At 36.1% G+C, this 16,054-nt stretch carries 16 protein-coding genes; 10 read left to right on the top strand and 6 right to left on the bottom strand.

Annotated elements, in window-relative coordinates; genetic code table 11:
• Positions 1–20: 20 nt before the first annotated feature.
• From ABZC13_RS05015 to ABZC13_RS04990, 6 genes are all read left to right on the top strand, one after another.
• On the top strand, positions 21–1,292 hold the full coding sequence (locus ABZC13_RS05015) for a DEAD/DEAH box helicase (RefSeq protein ID WP_373000958.1): 1,272 nt from the start codon (positions 21–23) through the stop codon (positions 1,290–1,292).
• Positions 1,293–1,352: 60 nt separating this feature from the next.
• Positions 1,353–2,366 carry a hypothetical protein gene (locus tag ABZC13_RS05010; protein WP_373000952.1) on the top strand — a complete coding sequence of 338 codons (1,014 nt, stop codon included), beginning with the start codon at positions 1,353–1,355 and terminating at the stop codon, positions 2,364–2,366.
• A 25-nt stretch (positions 2,367–2,391) separates the two neighbouring features.
• Complete coding sequence (locus ABZC13_RS05005; RefSeq protein ID WP_373000950.1) at positions 2,392–4,146, top strand: Na/Pi cotransporter family protein; 1,755 nt, start codon at positions 2,392–2,394, stop codon at positions 4,144–4,146.
• Between the two features lie 2 nt (positions 4,147–4,148).
• Entirely contained in the window at positions 4,149–4,364 is a 216-nt protein-coding gene (locus ABZC13_RS05000) for a hypothetical protein (RefSeq protein ID WP_373000948.1), read from the top strand.
• 77 nt (positions 4,365–4,441) lie between these two features.
• Positions 4,442–5,776, top strand: a complete 1,335-nt coding sequence (locus ABZC13_RS04995) for a diguanylate cyclase (protein ID WP_373000946.1) — start codon at positions 4,442–4,444, stop codon at positions 5,774–5,776.
• A gap of 13 nt (positions 5,777–5,789) precedes the next feature.
• Positions 5,790–6,518, top strand: coding sequence for an outer membrane lipoprotein-sorting protein (locus ABZC13_RS04990; protein WP_373000944.1), 729 nt, complete (start codon positions 5,790–5,792; stop codon positions 6,516–6,518).
• Between the two features lie 10 nt (positions 6,519–6,528).
• Here ABZC13_RS04990 and ABZC13_RS04985 read toward each other — a convergent pair whose 3' ends face one another.
• A complete protein-coding gene (locus tag ABZC13_RS04985) occupies positions 6,529–7,668 on the bottom strand; it encodes a type II toxin-antitoxin system HipA family toxin (RefSeq protein WP_373000942.1) in 1,140 nt (379 codons plus the stop codon).
• On the bottom strand, positions 7,658–7,900 hold the full coding sequence (locus ABZC13_RS04980) for a helix-turn-helix transcriptional regulator (protein ID WP_373000940.1): 243 nt from the start codon (positions 7,898–7,900) through the stop codon (positions 7,658–7,660). Before ABZC13_RS04980 ends, ABZC13_RS04985 begins: the two co-directional genes overlap by 11 nt.
• Positions 7,901–8,205: 305 nt before the next feature.
• Here ABZC13_RS04980 and ABZC13_RS04975 point away from each other — a divergent pair, with 305 nt between their 5' ends.
• The 4 genes from ABZC13_RS04975 to ABZC13_RS04960 are packed head-to-tail and all read left to right on the top strand — an operon-like array spanning position 8,206 to position 12,439.
• A complete protein-coding gene (locus tag ABZC13_RS04975) occupies positions 8,206–9,426 on the top strand; it encodes an ABC transporter permease (protein ID WP_373000938.1) in 1,221 nt (406 codons plus the stop codon).
• Positions 9,419–10,630: an ABC transporter permease gene (locus tag ABZC13_RS04970; protein WP_373000936.1), complete on the top strand. Its 1,212-nt coding sequence runs from the start codon at positions 9,419–9,421 to the stop codon at positions 10,628–10,630. The genes ABZC13_RS04975 and ABZC13_RS04970 overlap by 8 nt, the downstream gene beginning before the upstream one ends.
• Positions 10,627–11,298 carry an ABC transporter ATP-binding protein gene (locus ABZC13_RS04965; protein WP_373000934.1) on the top strand — a complete coding sequence of 224 codons (672 nt, stop codon included), beginning with the start codon at positions 10,627–10,629 and terminating at the stop codon, positions 11,296–11,298. Before ABZC13_RS04970 ends, ABZC13_RS04965 begins: the two co-directional genes overlap by 4 nt.
• On the top strand, positions 11,291–12,439 hold the full coding sequence (locus tag ABZC13_RS04960; RefSeq protein WP_373000932.1) for a hypothetical protein: 1,149 nt from the start codon (positions 11,291–11,293) through the stop codon (positions 12,437–12,439). Before ABZC13_RS04965 ends, ABZC13_RS04960 begins: the two co-directional genes overlap by 8 nt.
• 62 nt (positions 12,440–12,501) lie before the next feature.
• On the opposite strand, the gene ABZC13_RS04955 is transcribed toward ABZC13_RS04960, so the two are convergent.
• The 4 genes from ABZC13_RS04955 to ABZC13_RS04940 all read right to left on the bottom strand — a co-directional run bounded on the left by ABZC13_RS04955 (position 12,502) and on the right by ABZC13_RS04940 (position 15,990).
• Positions 12,502–12,855: a DUF1641 domain-containing protein gene (locus tag ABZC13_RS04955; protein ID WP_373000930.1), complete on the bottom strand. Its 354-nt coding sequence runs from the start codon at positions 12,853–12,855 to the stop codon at positions 12,502–12,504.
• 9 nt (positions 12,856–12,864) lie between these two features.
• Positions 12,865–14,055, bottom strand: coding sequence for an NAD(P)/FAD-dependent oxidoreductase (locus ABZC13_RS04950; protein ID WP_373000928.1), 1,191 nt, complete (start codon positions 14,053–14,055; stop codon positions 12,865–12,867).
• Positions 14,056–14,141: 86 nt separating this feature from the next.
• Positions 14,142–14,825, bottom strand: a complete 684-nt coding sequence (locus ABZC13_RS04945) for a response regulator (RefSeq protein WP_373000926.1) — start codon at positions 14,823–14,825, stop codon at positions 14,142–14,144.
• A 1-nt stretch (position 14,826) separates the two neighbouring features.
• Positions 14,827–15,990 carry an ATP-binding protein gene (locus tag ABZC13_RS04940; protein WP_373000924.1) on the bottom strand — a complete coding sequence of 388 codons (1,164 nt, stop codon included), beginning with the start codon at positions 15,988–15,990 and terminating at the stop codon, positions 14,827–14,829.
• Between the last annotated feature and the right edge of the window lie 64 nt (positions 15,991–16,054).

Genomic DNA, 16,054 nt, shown 5'->3' with positions numbered 1-16,054 from the left:
ATATTAAGACTAGGAAATACATGTCATTCAACAACTTAGGGTTATCGGCTCCACTATTAAAAGCTATTAAAGAACAAGGCTATAGTGAACCGACCCCGATTCAAAAACAGGCTATCCCTGTTATTCTGGATAGAAAAGACATCCTTGCGGGTGCACAAACAGGAACAGGTAAAACTGCAGGTTTTACTCTTCCGATGCTAGAGCTTTTAAGCCGAGCAAAACCTATGAAAGGTAAACATCACGTAAAAGCGCTTATTCTGACTCCTACAAGAGAGTTAGCGGCACAAGTTGCTGAGAGTGTAGAGCTTTACGGCAAGCACCTTCCATTTAAATCATGTGTGATATTTGGCGGTGTAAAAATAAATCCTCAGATAGTACAACTTCGTAAAGGCGTTGATATAGTTATAGCAACTCCGGGTCGTCTTTTAGACCACCTTAGCCAAAAAACTATAGACCTCTCAAAAGTTGATTTTCTCATCTTAGATGAAGCAGACAGAATGTTAGATATGGGTTTCATAAACGACATCAGAAAGGTTTTAGAAGTTCTTCCTAAACAGAAACAAACTCTACTTTTCTCGGCTACTTACTCAGACGAGATAAAAAAACTATCAGATAGACTTCTTAATTCTCCGACACTTATTGAAGTGGCTCGTAGAAATACTGCATCTGAGACGGTAAAACAAGCTGTTTATCCTGTAGATAAAGTTCGTAAACGCGAACTTCTTACTCACCTCATAAAAGAGGGTGACTGGAAACAGGTTCTTGTATTTAGCAGAACTAAACACGGTGCAAACCGTTTGGCAGGACAGTTAGATGCAGATGGCATAACAGCGGTTGCAATTCATGGAAACAAAAGCCAAAATGCCAGAACAAAAGCTCTAGCCGACTTTAAAAAAGGTGAGGTTAGAGTTCTTGTCGCAACAGACATCGCGGCACGTGGTATCGATATAGACCAACTTCCTCACGTTGTAAACTATGAGCTTCCAAATGTTAGTGAAGATTATGTTCACCGCATCGGAAGGACTGGTCGTGCAGGAAACGAAGGTGAAGCTATCTCTCTAGTTTGTATAGATGAAAACGAGTATTTAGCAAACATCGAGAAGCTTATCAAAAAAGATATCCCAAAAGTATGGTTAAAAGGTTTTAAACCTGACCCGTCTATAAAAGCAGAGCCTATCAACCAAGGTGGTGGCGGAAGAGGTAAGGGTGGAGGAAACTCTAGAAACAGACCTCGTAACAAGCCTGCACAAGGTGGTAGCACTTCAAGAGGTAACTCAAACAGAAGAAGATAATACTACTCGTTAATTCTTTTTGTCGATATATGCCTAAGTATATTGACAAAAGGATGAGTCATGAAAATCCAGCAATCAGAAATCTCCCTTTTATCTTCTCACTACAAAAGTCATGAACTTTATGAGAGTGAGAGTTTAGAGATGTGGAATAGGGAAGAAGATTCGCCAGAGAGACTTCGTCGTGCTGACAGACTGGAACTTACAGAAGATTTTAAAAAGTTTTACAAGCCTGTAAGCGAAGTGGAGAAGCTAGAAGAAGAGATATTTGATGAGACACTCAGCCCTAAACTTATGGCGATTGTCAGAGCACTTGAAGCATTGACAGGCAAAAAAATAAATATATCTTTTATGCACTCTTTAAAAGGTGTAGAGTCGGTTGAGGCTACAGATGCAAAAAAAGACGAGAGTTCGGAACCTGAGCGTTTAGGATGGGGCATCGACTACCACTATGAAAAAACTGAGATAAAAAAAGAATCCCTGCAATTCTCAGCATCTGGGAGTGTCAGAACAGCAGATGGTAAAGAGACGGAATTTGCACTTGCTTTTAGTATCAAACAAGAGTCACAATCACATGAGAGCATCAGCATAAAAGCCGGAGATGCACTTATAGACCCTCTTGTGCTGAACTTTGGTAAAGATATCGTGACTATCAGCGATGTGAAACATAACTTTGACCTTGACCTAGACGGTAAGAGTGATGAGTTTTCTTTTGTTGGAAGCGGAAGCGGTTTTTTAGCACTGGATAAAAACAAGGATGGCATCATAAATGACGGTAGTGAGCTTTTTGGTCCAAAAAGCGGTAATGGATTTAACGATTTAAAAGCTTATGACTCTGACAACAACGGCTGGATAGATGAAAATGATGAGGTGTTTGAGCAGTTAGTTATCTGGACAAAAGATGCAGACTCTACAGAACATCTATTTTCACTTAAAGATAAAGATGTCGGCGCATTATATCTTGAGAGTGTAAAAACTCCATTTGATTTAAATAGAGCTATGATGAAAGAGAGCACAGTTTACCTAAAAGAGAGTGGAGGAGTAGGAACACTTCAAGAGTTAGATTTAGTGGTATAATAAGAGAAAAGATTTAGGTTATTACATGGATTTCAAAAAGTATGTCTATCCACTTTTTTTACTTGCTTTGGCATATCTTCTGTTTTCGAGCAATGATGCTAAACTTATTATCGCTGGAGTTACCATCTTTTTGCTCGGCATGGTTTTTATGGAAGACGGCTTTAAACTCTTCAGTGGCGGAGTAATGGAAAAAGTTCTTAAAAAAACCACTTCTACTGTACCAAAGGCTATAGGTGCCGGTTTTGTAGCCACTGCAATCGTTCAAAGTTCATCCCTTCTTACTATTATCATCATCTCTTTTTTAAGCGCAGAGCTTATTACTCTTAGTGGTGCCATTGGAGTTATTTTTGGCTCAAATATTGGAACAACCGCAACATCTTGGATAGTATCAACCTTTGGTGTAAAGATAGATATTGCACAATTTGCTCTGCCTATGATTATCTTTGGAGTGGTCTTTAGATTTAAAGATGCTAAATCATATCAAGGTCTGGGAAGTATTTTAGTTGGATTGGGGTTTGTATTTTTAGGCATTGCTTACATGAAAGATGGATTTGATGCACTAAAGAGCGGAATAGACTTGGCATCTTATGCTATGGACGGTTATCTTGGTGTTCTAGTCTATGTTTTAATAGGTGCAGTAGCTACGGTGATTATACAGTCGAGTAGTGCCACTATGGCTCTAATAATTACAGCACTTGTTACTGGACAGATTGAGTATTTTAATGCTTTAGAACTGGCAATTGGTGCAAATATTGGTACAACAGTTACCGCTATACTTGGATCGCTTAGCTCCAACGCAAATGGAAAAAGACTAGCAGTCGCACACTTCATATTTAACCTAGTCACTGCTTTTGTTGCCATAGTATTCTTATACCAACTGGCATCTGTAGTTACTTATCTATCTGATGTTATAGGTATAGATGCTGGAGATTACGGAATGCAATTAGCACTTTTTCATACTATATTTAATGTTCTAGGCATACTTGTAGTGGCTCCATTTACCTCCTATCTTGTGAAATTTTTAGAGTCTCTTTTTATAGAAGTACGAGATGTTGATAAAGCAAAATATCTTGATGATGTAGTCATAAATGTTCCAGAAGCTGCTCTTGAAGCTATAAAAAAAGAGGTTGAACATCTTTATGATAATGCTGTTGAAGTACTTTCACATGCCCTTTTGCTTCATAGACATCAATATCTTGGATGTGAGGATATAACGAGTGTAATTAAGCACTCAGATAAGGATATATATACAGACATAAACACTTTTTACGACACAAATATTAAAGAGATCTACGGTCAGATAATATATTATGCAACTCTTGCACAAGAAAATATGAGTGAAGAACAAAAGAACAAAGTTTATGAACTGAAACTCTCATGCAGAGATATTGTTGAGTCAATAAAATATGTAAGAGAATTACAGAAAAATATTAGAATCTATTTAAATTCTAATAATGAAATCATGAAAGATGAATACAATTTTCTTAGAACGGAGATAGCAGAGACAATAGACTCTATAAACGACATTAGATATCTTGAAGATGATTTGGACATTCTCTCAAGTATCGAACTTTTAAAAAAAGAGGTTGACAAGTTGAACCTGATAGAAAATGGTAAGATAGATTCACTTATTAGAACTAATCAGATAAAAACAAAAATGGCAACTTCACTTATAAACGATAGCTCATTTGCCTATGAAATATCTAAAAATCTGATTCAAACAGCATCTGTATTATGGATAAAAGATAGTGATATACAAGACTTAAGGGAGAGTTCATGAATATGGAAAAGTTGTTTAATAAAGTAGAGAAGTTTTTTGCACTGCAAGAGAGTGAGCAAGAAAAAAAAGAAAACAAAAGAGAAAAACTCAAAGACTCACTTGAAAAGAAGATAGCTTCTATTAAAAAAAAGATTAAAAAAGCAAAAGAGAGTGATGAAAAACAAGTGCTGAAAAAACAGCTTGATGTTCTTATAGAGTTTCACGAAAAACTAGAGTAGTTCTTTTTTGTTTCATCTTTTTTAAATAAATATGGTGTTACAATAGTTACAGGCAGGTACTATAAGGAGGAGCACATATGATGGAATTTCCAAAAGTAAGTGATATTTCTACAAAAGATGTTCTTTGTATAAAGGACTCTCAAACCATTCAAGAAGCCATTGAGCTTATGTACGAAAACAATCATAGAGATATCGTCATAAGAATCGAGAACAAGCAAGAGTTTGGACTTTTGAAAGTTAATGATGTAATTCGACTTAAACTCCAAGATATTGATTTTTCTCAGCAAATAAAAACTATAAAGTACGACATAGTAGCGTCAGTAAATGATAATGATTCAGTGCTTGATTGTCTCAAAGAGATAGACAGTGTCAACAACTGTCTATGTGCGGTAGATGATGAATACAACCTTACAGGCTTTGTCTCTTACTATGATATAGTTTCTAGTATAGACCCTCAGATGATGCTTGAAAAACGTCCCGTCAGTGAGATACTTCTGACTACTCATATAAAACAAGCCTTTGTAGTTACTCCCGCAGCAGAAGTTGCCAGAATGATGGACAGCATCCTCTATGACTGTGTAATAGTTGATGAAGAAGAGTCTCCTGTGGGAATCGTTACAACAAAAGATGTCATGCAGATGCTAGGAAATAATGAAGACCTAAATAAGCCGATATCAGAGTATATGTCTACCCCTCTTCAGACTGTACGTTATGACACTTCCATAAAAGATGCTTTGGATTTTATACAGAAGAAACACTTTAAAAGACTCATAGTAGAAAACTATGACGGCAAGATAATTGGTCAAATAACTCAAGAGGAGATAGTCGCAAAGGTCTACTCAAAATGGGCCGAAAATATGAGAGATAATGACGCCGAGCTAAGAGAGATAAACAAACTCTTAGCTGCTCGTGCGATGAAATATGAAGAACTTTCAACTATAGATAATCTTACAGGTATCTTTAACAGATCAAAGTTTGAGATGGAACTTAGAAATGAGATAAAAAGGATAGAGAGATATACAACAGATACCTTCTCTCTTGTCTTTTTAGACATAGACCACTTCAAAAGCATCAATGATAAATATGGGCATCTAGAGGGTGATAACACACTCAGAGACATGGCAAGATTAATTGAGAAAAACCTTAGAAGTACGGACACCTTGGCTAGATGGGGTGGTGAAGAGTTTGTCATCATCATGCCTTTAACTCCGATGGAACTCGCACGTGAGGTTACAGAGAAGTTTCGTAAGATCATAGAACAAGAGCAGTTTTACGTAGTAGGAAGTGTCACTTGCAGTTTTGGTATCAGTGAGTTTAAAAAAGGTGATAATGCTCAGTCTATTATCCTTAGGGCAGATCAGGCTATGTATAAAGCTAAAGCTAATGGTAGAAACAGAGTAGAAGCAGTATAGTAAAAGGACTTGTATGAGTAAGATTTTTATAGTATTTTTTATGATTTCTAGTATTTTATTTGCAAATGAGGCAGATGAGATTATTAAAAAATTAGACCAAAACATGCGCGGTGAAAATGTCTCTATGAAGCTTACTATGAAGATAATATCTATGGGGCATGAGAGAACTATGAAGATGCAGAGCTGGTCTGAGGGAACAAAGAAAAGTTTTACAAAAATCCTCTATCCGCCAAAAGATAAAGGTATTACTTTTCTCTCTCTTGACAACCAGATGTGGCAGTATGTACCAAAGATTGAGAGAACTATAAAGATCCCCGCATCTATGATGTTGCAAAACTGGATGGGAAGTGACATCACAAATGATGACGTTGTAAAACAGAGTTCAGTTGTGGAAGATTATAATGCAAAGATTTTAAAAAAAGAGGGTAAGTTAGTGACCTTAGAGCTTACACCAAAAGAAGATGCAGCCGTAGTATGGGGAAAGATAGTCTCTCTTATAGATACAGAGACTTACACCTCTAAAAAAGATATATTTTACGATGAAGATATGAAAGAGGTAAGAATCTTTCTATATAAAGATGTGAAAAAATACGGCAAATACTATATACCGACATACTGGAAAATCCAACCGATAGAGAAGAAAGACAACTACACTGAGATGCTACTAGAGGATGTAAAATATGACACTGAAATATCTGCACAGTACTTTAAAAAGAGTGCTTTGAAACGGTTTTCGAGGTAAGGTAGCTATCTCACTTAAAAAGTTGAGATAAAAATTCTTTTATCTCTGCATCTTCTTCTTTTTCTATTCTCTCATTTATTTCTTTACATATAAAATCAAAAGCTTCTACACATGTGTCATATAAACTATTTGCATCTTTAGGAGTTAACTCACAGCTTTCTACACCAAACTTAATAAGATATTTTTTATCCCACCATTTTTTACTGCCTAGTAGATGCAGTGCCGGAACATCATTTTTGATGTAGATAGTTGTGCAAACAATATCAAAAGCAGGAGATAGCTTAATATCATTTATATCTTCATAGATAAGACCGAAATTTTTTAGATGAGCATCTCCATTTTTTACTAGATTGTTGATAACAATCATTTTGAAATATTGTTCTAGAGAGTCTTTTTTATTTTTGGGAGATACAAAGGTTTTTATAGTCTTGGCAATTTGCTCGTAAGAGCCTTCATATTTGTCATCTCTGGGTCTTGCTTGAAGTACACACATATCTTCAAAGCCTAAAAATGAGCCGTCATCTTTTATATCAAATCTTTTCATAATAAAAAGTTTGTTGTCATCTGAAATATAAAACTCTGGAACCTCTATGTTTGCGTGTTTGACTATTTGCATGGAATAGTATTCATTTAAAGCTAAGTGAGGATAATCATCTCCCCATGATTTAACTATGTACTCATCAAAAGAAAGAGTTGCTTTGTCTTGTACTTTTGCTAAAACCTTTGGCTGAACACCTGATATGGCAGATGATAATGCAAACCTGTCTACTAGTTCTTCAAAAAGATTTTCATTCTCCGGATGCAGTAGAGTGTCTAGTGTTAAAACTTCTTGGTTAGTTGAAGCACTATTTTCATAACTAATTCTGCCCTTTACTTTAGACGACATCAAGGACAATAGACCAAAGTCATCTGTCTTTGTTAGTTTAGAATAGTGTTTTTTAATAACTGAGAGTAAGTAGCCCTCAGGCAGATGCATCTCAAAGAGCGGATGAAGTTGTCTGTTTAAATAGTCTCTAACTCTTACTTGCATCGTTAAAGATACAAAGTCATCTTTATCAGAACTATTATAACTGAAGATGTAATCTTCGTTTTCATAAACTAGATTGCCTACTGTTTTGTTATGGACTTTTACTTTTAGGTTATCTTGCATCTCTTAACTCCTCAAAAGTAGGAAATGGTGACTTCTCTTTAACATTAAGTTCAAAACCTAAATACTCAACAATCTGAAGCACTTTTTTAAAACCAACATCAGATGCTCTTCCATTTTCAAACGAACTAATAGTAGCTCTGGAAATTCTCAAATCTTTTGCCATCTGCTCTTGAGAAATGTTGTTTTGTTTTCTTAATAGGGATAAATATTCACCAAATTCTTTAAAGTCCATAAGCCTCTCTTTGTACAATATACTTTACATGTTAGCGTATAATTATTATTATGTCAAATATTTAATACAAAATGAGACTAGTTATAAATAAAAAGTTAAAGTCTAAAAGTTGGTTACCTTTTATTAAGTCATTAGAACTATTTAAATCAGGATAATATTGATTTCTTAATATAGTGTATTTTTGTATATCATTATTGTCCATTCTTACCTCATGTATGTTGTATTAATTAAATATTTTAGCATAATACATATATTGTATTTATCTAAGTAATCACAACAAAAGAAAACAAATAGTAAAATAAAACATGTTCAATCTAGCCATAAAAAACATCCTATTTTACAAAGGTCGTTCTATAACGACTTTCATTCTTACCCTTGTATCTACAATGCTGTTTGTAGTCTTTGTGTCATGGCAGGACGGCTCTCACAACTCGATGCTTGAGAACTCACTTAAAATCTATACAGGGGCTATTGAGATCTATCATAAAGATTATCGTGATGTTGGTGGGAATGAGTATCTTATTCGTGACGTTAAAAGTATTACAGATAAACTTGCAAACATTGATGGCATTGAGACCTTTAGCGCAAGATATGAGACTTATGGATTGTTGTCTAGCAAAGAACACTCTGCAGCTTCCATGATAGCAGGTATAGAGCCCGAAAAAGAGAAACTTCTAAGTTCAATAGCTTTAGCATTAAGAGAGGGTGAGTTTTTAGATAACGACTCTGGCAACTGTCTCTATGCAGGCAGTGAATTAGTTAAAAAACTCAAGTTAAGCATAGGTGATGAGGTGACTTTTGTGGGAGGTGCAAGTGATAACTCATTTGCGGCTGATATTTTCAAGTTATGCGGGACATTTAAAACCGGTTCATTTGAGTTTGATTCCAGTGCTTCATTTGTAAGCAGATCATACTTCGACGAACTGATGTATGCAAAAAACATGGCTTCATATATAACAATCAAGGTAGAAGATTTAGACGATGTCGAGCTAGTCAACAGTGAGATTATAAAAGTTCTGGATGATGAAAATCTGGAGTCTTTGACTTGGAAGACATTGATGAAGACTATGGTTGAAGCGATGGAAGTTGACAACATCTTTGGATATATTTCTCTCTCTTTGTTCTTGGTGGTTATCTTTTTTGTTATTATGATCTATGGCTTTATAAATGTGAGTTCGCGTATAAAAGAGTTTGGAGTCATTAGATGTATTGGACTCTCCAAAGGCAGGATATTTGCACTTTTGTTTTATGAGATATTTATACTCTCAAGCGCAGCCTTTCTCATAGCCGTACCAATAGCAACATATATCTGTTACTACTACAGTATAAACCCAATCGTAATAGAGGGAATAGCTGAGATGTACAAAGATTACGGAATCGTCTCGGATGAAATACCGTTTAATTTTGACATGTTTACAATTGCTTGGAACATTGCTCTTATATATGTACTGAATTTTTTAAGCATCATCTATCCATACCTGTTTATAAACTCTTTTGAGCCTATTGAAGCGAGTAGACATGTATAAACTAATAATTAAAATGGCTTGGAAGAACTCGTTTTTGCGGATTTCACGTACACTTTTAGTAATAACCATGATAGCAGTGAGTATGAGCATGATGCTTAGTATTCAGGGTCTTTATGACGGTATGACTTTTAATATGTTAGACAAAAACAAAAGAAGCGGAAGCGGAGATATCAGCATCTATGCAAAAGAGTATAGAATAGACAAAGATATCAAACATATAGTTAAAAATGCACAAGAGATAAAAGAAGAAATAGAGCAGATGCAAGGAGTGAAGGCTGTTGTTTTGAGATTAAAAACAGACGGTCTTGCAGCCACAGCCAGAAAGTCATCTTTTGCATCCATAAATGGTATTGACTTGGCGGATGAAGAGCGTTTTGGTAAGTTTAGTGAGTTTTTAAAAGAGGGTGAGATAGACCTTAAAAAAAGAGGTGCGCTTATAGGGATAGAACTTGCAAAAACACTTAAAGTACGTGTAGGATCAAAACTCATCTTCTCAACCCAGAACAGCACAGGCGAGATAAACTCTATTGCGCTAAGAATAAGAGCGATAGTACAGACAACAAATATCACACTCGATACAAATGCCATCTTTGTAGATATTAAATACCTGCACAAGTTCTTAGGAACTGCATCCAGTGAGGCTACTCAAATAGCCATAATGGGCGATGATGAAAAACTATATGAAGCTCTTAAAATAAAATATTCAGACTATGATGTGAAGAGCTTTTTAGAACTGCAACCTATGATGAAGCAGATGCAAGATCTGATGGTGATATTTAACTCTATAACATTTTTCATAGTTATGGGTGTTGTTTTTATCGGGATATTTGGAGTGATGTATGTCTCTATACTAGATAGAGTTCGAGAGTTTGGAATCATGCTTGGCATCGGGATGCAGTATAAATACATAAGATTACAGATAGTCTTTGAGGCTATTTTTGTCGGTTTTTTTGGCTATTTAAGCGGGGCAATACTTGGGTTAATATTACTTATATATCTACAAGATTATGGAATGGATTTGAGTTCTTTTTCAGATGCGCTAGAGATGTGGGGATATGAAGCTATCATCTACGGAACAATCAAAGTCTCATACTTCACTACTACTTTTGCGGCTATCATCCTTGCATCTGTGCTTAGTGTCATCATACCGCTGGCAAAGATAAAAAAACTAAATCCTATAGAAGTTATAAAGGCTGAAAAATGATAAGACTTGAAAATGTAAACAAGTATTTTTTTAAAGATGATCCCAGAGAAGTTCATGCTCTTGTAGATATAAACCTAACTATAGAAAACGGTGAATTTTCACTCTTTAGCGGACCTTCTGGATGTGGTAAGACTACACTTTTAAATGCCATAGGTGCACTCGATAGTGTAGACAGCGGAAAGATTTTTCTTGATGATAGAGAGATAACTGCTTTGAGTGAAGAGGAGCGTACAGAGCTTAGACTTACTCAAATGGGTTTTGTATTTCAGGCATATAATCTTGTTCCTGTTTTGAGTGTTGAAGAAAATATTGGGTTTATTATGAAGCTTCGAGGTTTTAGTGATAGTGAGATAAAGCGTAGAGTCCTAGAGGTAGCATCTATGCTTGAGATAGACAATAAACTAAAGTCACTTCCAAATGCTCTAAGCGGTGGACAGCAACAACGTGTTGCAGTGGCTCGTGCAGTAGCTCCAAAACCAAAGATTATATTAGCGGATGAACCTACAGCAAATCTAGACTCTAAAAACTCTCAAAGCTTGATGGATATGATGAGAGAGCTTAACGAGAAAGAGGGTGTGAGCATCTTGTTTGCATCTCATGATGAGATGGTAATGCAGAGCGTAAAGAGAATCATAAGACTAAATGACGGTGCTTTGGTAGATGCGTAAAATAGTCCTACTCTTGATTTTAGTTTCAACTGCACTATTTGCAGAGTTTGAGTATAGAGTGGACAATACCAACTTTACAATCTCTCAAGGTTCAATAGAACCAAACACAGATAAGACCTATGTCTACAACTACGATAGATTGAGGTTTCGTGGAGACTATACGGAGGGTAATTACTTTGTTACTTTAATAGGTGATGGAGTGAACTACCTTGGACATGACTATGTAAGTTCAAATGATTTTAACTATGTGAAAGAGATAAAGTCAGATACACCTTTTAGTACACAGACTAATCATCATGACTACTATGAGGGAAGTGTTTATGCAAAGCTATATAGACTCTACAGCGGTTATGAAGACAACAAAAACAGAGCAGTTGCAGGTCTGCAAAATATCTCCATGGGAGTAGGTCGCATCTGGACTCCAACGAATCTTTTTAATCCCAAAAATATCTATGCACTTGAACCTGATGAGACTTTCGGAGTAGTGGCTCTTTCATACACAAAACACATAAACGATACTTCGCATCTAAGTGCAGTGGCATCTCAAAACGCTGACTATACTTTCAAGTATGGAGCTAGATATAAAGCTTTTTTAGACTTTGCAGATTTTGCCATAGATGCTGTAAGTTCTGATGATACTAAGATGCTGGGAGTGGAACTTGAAGGAAATCTAGGTGACACAGGAGTTGAGGTTAGAAGTGAGGGAGCATATATAAAAAATACTCTTAAGACCTTATCCGATTTAGATGAAAAAGAGTTTTTTCAAGGCATCATTGGAGCTGATTATGGTTTTGTAAATGGTCTTACTGTTATAGGTGAAGCACTTTACTCATCTGAGAAGTTTACACGTGGTGAGATACTTTTAAACAGAGATTCTGAGATACTCTCAAATCTAGTTAGTTCAAACTTTTACACGGCTATTTCTGCGACTTATACTTTTAATATATTTTTAGACGGAGGACTTGTCTACATAGAGAGTTTTAATGATAAAAATTCACGTTTTGTATCGCCGACTCTTACATATACTATGAATGATTACAATACATTTGTACTTGGTGCGATGATTCAAAATGGTCCTAGCACAAGTGATTTTGGAGACTATGAAAATACATATTATTTTAAGTATGCACTCTCATTTTAGGTTTGTTTTCTTAAGATAGCAGTGGCCACAAAGAGGAAGCAAAGTGACCACTGCTGAAATCTTTACATCTGTTTACCGATACCTTTTGTCAGGTTCAGCATAAATGCCAATCCTTTTCTGGTATCTTCATCTTTAAGCAATTTTAACATACCAAAAAGACTTGGAACCTCCTTTTTGGCACTTTCGCGTTTTGCATATCTAACTGCATTTTCTGTTACAAAACCGGCAGTTGCTATATTATCTATAGAGTGAACCATTTTCTCGACTATTGGAGTTGTCGTCATCTCTATCTGGTCAGATACTACAGCAAGCAAATCAATAAGGTTATCGATTCTGCCTGTTTGTACTAACATTGTCATCTTGTCTTCAATCTCTTGCATCTCAGCACTTTTTTTTGTTTGTATTACTTCGCTCATGGTGACCTCCTATAACATACCGCGTGCGGCAGCCCAATATAAACTTTTGTTAAAACCTAAGCGTACAAAACTACCCAGTTTACTACAAGGAGTCGGTTTGACATCTTCTTCGTAGTCATACCAAAGCGGCATTCCACACTGTAGCCCCATCTGTGCGATAGCGATTACTTTACCATCATAAGATTCTGTTGGATATCCAAAACGCATCTCTGCTGCGATGTTATCTACAAGAACATCTACTTGATTGTGAATAGTACCACCCGCTTTAGAAACAGATAAGTCAACAGTATCACCCAGAGTGTAAACGTTTTCTAAGCCCTTAACTTTAAGAGTCTTTTTATCCGTTGGCAACCAGCCTTCATCATCAAGAGCTTTAGATAATCCTGACTTACGAATCACTTCAGCTGCAATAAACGGCGGTGTTGACATAAGAATATCAAACTCTATCTTCTCGCCTTCTTCAGAATAAGCAGTCTTGGTCTCAGGGTCGACTTTTGCAAGAGTGAAACTAGTCTTGTGTTTTACATTTATACTGTCAAAAATCATTGGAAGAACATCAGAAGTCGGAGCTTGTAAGAAAAGCCCATTTTCTACCGCCTGCGATTTTGTAGGGTAAGTATAAATAATTTCTATGTTATCTCTAATACCTTTTTCTGTCAGGTAATCATGTAGCATCATGGTCGTCTCAACCGGTGCGATACCACACTGATGAGGAATATCTGGAGTTTTAGGAAAGTTTACAGTAACTAGAACCCTGCCTTTTTCTAATTTCTCAAACTTTTTAGCCAACTTTTTAGCACCTTCATAACTATAGAACCAATCACCACCTTCTTGCAGTCCCGGAATCCTGTCAGCGGCAACTTCACATCCGGTAGCTAAAACAAGATAGTCGTAGTTATATTTTTTACCACTTCTGCCTTTTACATAGTTCGACTTTGCATTGATCTCAACAGCTTTGTCAACGATGAAATCAACTTCTAGCATAAGCAGAGAACGTTGATCACGGATAAACTCATGACCTGCAGCCTTATGAAAGGCAACATACATTGCTCCCGGGCGATATACATGAATCTTTGAGTCAGAAATCATTGTTATTTCTACTTCTCCACGATTAATCTCCGGCATAAGTTTATTTGCAAGATTGTTAGCGGTCATGGTTCCTGCTGTACCACCACCAACTATAAGAATTTGCTTTTTCATATATCACTCCTTTTATTTGCACTTAATAATGGTAACGGATAATCAAAAGGTATTAATAAGGAGTGTATAAGGTTTTAATAAGGTTTTTAAGAGATGTTTAATCGGTAACCGAGTCCTTTGAGATTTTCTACAAGATCTGTGTAAATCTTTTTGCGAAGACCTACAACCACCATGCGTATGGCATCTGCTGTGACACTCTCTTCGTAAATACTTTGTTCAATCATCTCAAGCCCAACTACGCCATTGCGATTTTTTAGCAGTAGTTCTAAAAGTAATAATTCTTTTTTTGTGAGTTTGACAGGAACTGATTTTTTGTAAACCATCTTGTTTTGAGCGTCATAATAAAATCCTTCTCCAAGATTGGAAATAGGGTTTATGGATTTACCCTCAGGCATGTGTGAAGATATGGCAACAAGAAGTTCATCTATATCGATGGGTTTTTTAAGATAGAAGTGAACACCAGATTCTACTGCACGATTTAAGTACGGGTTAGAGTTGAATGCTGTCATGACAACTCTTAGGGTGTGTGGCGAGATAAGGGATATCTTTTGCAAAAAGCTGAGTCCGTCAACTTCGGGCATCTGAATATCGGCTATGACTATATCGCATGGTGAAGAAGTAAAAAAGTCTAAAGCTTCCATAGCATTTGAAGCACCTTTGACATCTTTAAAATAAATCTTAAGTACTCTTACCAGCCATTTTAGTGTGCTTGGGTCATCTTCTGCGATTAAGACTGTATGTGAGGATAAACGCTTGTGAATCGCTTCCATATTATTGTAAATCCTGACATTTTAACTTTATGCAAAACTTCGTACCGTCATTGTGGTTTTGTACGGTGAGAGAACCCTGCATATGATGCTCTATGATGACCTTGGACATATATAGACCTATACCGCTTCCGTTTTCACGTGTAGTAAAGTATGGGTCAAATATCTTTTCAAAGTTTGATTCGTCTATGCCTCCGCCATTATCTGAGATGCAGATGTTGAGTCTGCCATCATAAAAGCTTAGCTCTATTTGTATAAGACCATCTTTTTTGTCTTTTGCTATGATTGCTGTCATAGCATTATGAACTATGTTCATAATTACCTGTTTAAACTCATTTGGAAACCCGACAACATTCCTTGGAACACCATTTTCAAATATGATTTTTATTTTTACAGAGTTAGATTTTAACTGACCGTCTATCAGGCGAATAGCATCTTCAATGCTGTTTATGACATCAAAGGATTCTTTTTTCTTTGAGATACGAAAAAAACTGCTAAAGTCATCGATAGTCTGAGACATATAAGTGATTTTTTCCATGATTTCATCTTCAATTTCTTCCAGCATCTCTTTATTTAGCATGTCGTTGTCAGATATATGTCTTAAGCCCTGAACGATTAGACCTAGACCGTTAAGAGGTTGTCTCCATTGGTGTGCAATAGAGTCAATCATCTCACCCATAGCAGCAAGCCTTGACTGATGGCACATGATTTCATACTGTTCAGTTCGCTTTGCCACCTCTATCTCAACTTGTCTTTTTAACTCATCTTGATACTTTATATCTTGGGTGATATCTGAGGTTATCATAACGATTTCATCACGACTTTTTAGATAACTAAGTGACATACTTGCATTTAGGTGTTTCCCTGATTTTGTAATACAGACTTTACGAAAGTTTTGAATACTTCCATATTTTATGGCTTTTTGGACTGCGGTTTCTGAAGCAGCGGCATATTCTGGAGATGATAAAGAGATGCAAGACTCAGTATATAGTTCTTCCATCGTGTAACCCATCATGTCTTGAAAGAATTTGTTCGCATAGAGAAACATACCGTTATGGTCAAGAATAGAGATACCGTTTGCCGCCATGTCAAAGACCGCTTGCAGTTCTTCTTTTTTTGACATTAAATCATTAATACTCTGTTTTAGCTGAGACTCGACACTATCCATTTTCAACCACCTAAATAATTGGGTAATAGATATTATAGTGTAATTTTTGTATAACGTTAAGTGT

The organism is Sulfurimonas sp., from assembly GCF_041563035.1.
Taxonomy (GTDB): domain Bacteria; phylum Campylobacterota; class Campylobacteria; order Campylobacterales; family Sulfurimonadaceae; genus Sulfurimonas.
Note: the sequence above shows the minus strand (reverse complement) of the source record. Positions and strands in the feature narration are given on the sequence as shown.

What these genes read in the sequence shown, in the direction of transcription:
- ABZC13_RS04995 (WP_373000946.1), top strand. Translation starts at nt 4,442, where the DNA reads ATGATGGAATTTCCAAAAGTAAGTGATATTTCTACAAAAGATGTTCTT.
- ABZC13_RS04960 (WP_373000932.1), top strand. Translation starts at nt 11,291, where the DNA reads ATGCGTAAAATAGTCCTACTCTTGATTTTAGTTTCAACTGCACTATTT.
- ABZC13_RS05010 (WP_373000952.1), top strand. Translation starts at nt 1,353, where the DNA reads ATGAAAATCCAGCAATCAGAAATCTCCCTTTTATCTTCTCACTACAAA.
- ABZC13_RS04990 (WP_373000944.1), top strand. Translation starts at nt 5,790, where the DNA reads ATGAGTAAGATTTTTATAGTATTTTTTATGATTTCTAGTATTTTATTT.
- ABZC13_RS04975 (WP_373000938.1), top strand. Translation starts at nt 8,206, where the DNA reads ATGTTCAATCTAGCCATAAAAAACATCCTATTTTACAAAGGTCGTTCT.
- ABZC13_RS04945 (WP_373000926.1), bottom strand. Translation starts at nt 14,825, where the DNA reads ATGGAAGCGATTCACAAGCGTTTATCCTCACATACAGTCTTAATCGCA.
- ABZC13_RS04940 (WP_373000924.1), bottom strand. Translation starts at nt 15,990, where the DNA reads ATGGATAGTGTCGAGTCTCAGCTAAAACAGAGTATTAATGATTTAATG.
- ABZC13_RS04970 (WP_373000936.1), top strand. Translation starts at nt 9,419, where the DNA reads ATGTATAAACTAATAATTAAAATGGCTTGGAAGAACTCGTTTTTGCGG.
- ABZC13_RS04980 (WP_373000940.1), bottom strand. Translation starts at nt 7,900, where the DNA reads ATGGACTTTAAAGAATTTGGTGAATATTTATCCCTATTAAGAAAACAA.
- ABZC13_RS04965 (WP_373000934.1), top strand. Translation starts at nt 10,627, where the DNA reads ATGATAAGACTTGAAAATGTAAACAAGTATTTTTTTAAAGATGATCCC.
- ABZC13_RS05015 (WP_373000958.1), top strand. Translation starts at nt 21, where the DNA reads ATGTCATTCAACAACTTAGGGTTATCGGCTCCACTATTAAAAGCTATT.
- ABZC13_RS05000 (WP_373000948.1), top strand. Translation starts at nt 4,149, where the DNA reads ATGGAAAAGTTGTTTAATAAAGTAGAGAAGTTTTTTGCACTGCAAGAG.
- ABZC13_RS05005 (WP_373000950.1), top strand. Translation starts at nt 2,392, where the DNA reads ATGGATTTCAAAAAGTATGTCTATCCACTTTTTTTACTTGCTTTGGCA.
- ABZC13_RS04950 (WP_373000928.1), bottom strand. Translation starts at nt 14,055, where the DNA reads ATGAAAAAGCAAATTCTTATAGTTGGTGGTGGTACAGCAGGAACCATG.
- ABZC13_RS04955 (WP_373000930.1), bottom strand. Translation starts at nt 12,855, where the DNA reads ATGAGCGAAGTAATACAAACAAAAAAAAGTGCTGAGATGCAAGAGATT.
- ABZC13_RS04985 (WP_373000942.1), bottom strand. Translation starts at nt 7,668, where the DNA reads ATGCAAGATAACCTAAAAGTAAAAGTCCATAACAAAACAGTAGGCAAT.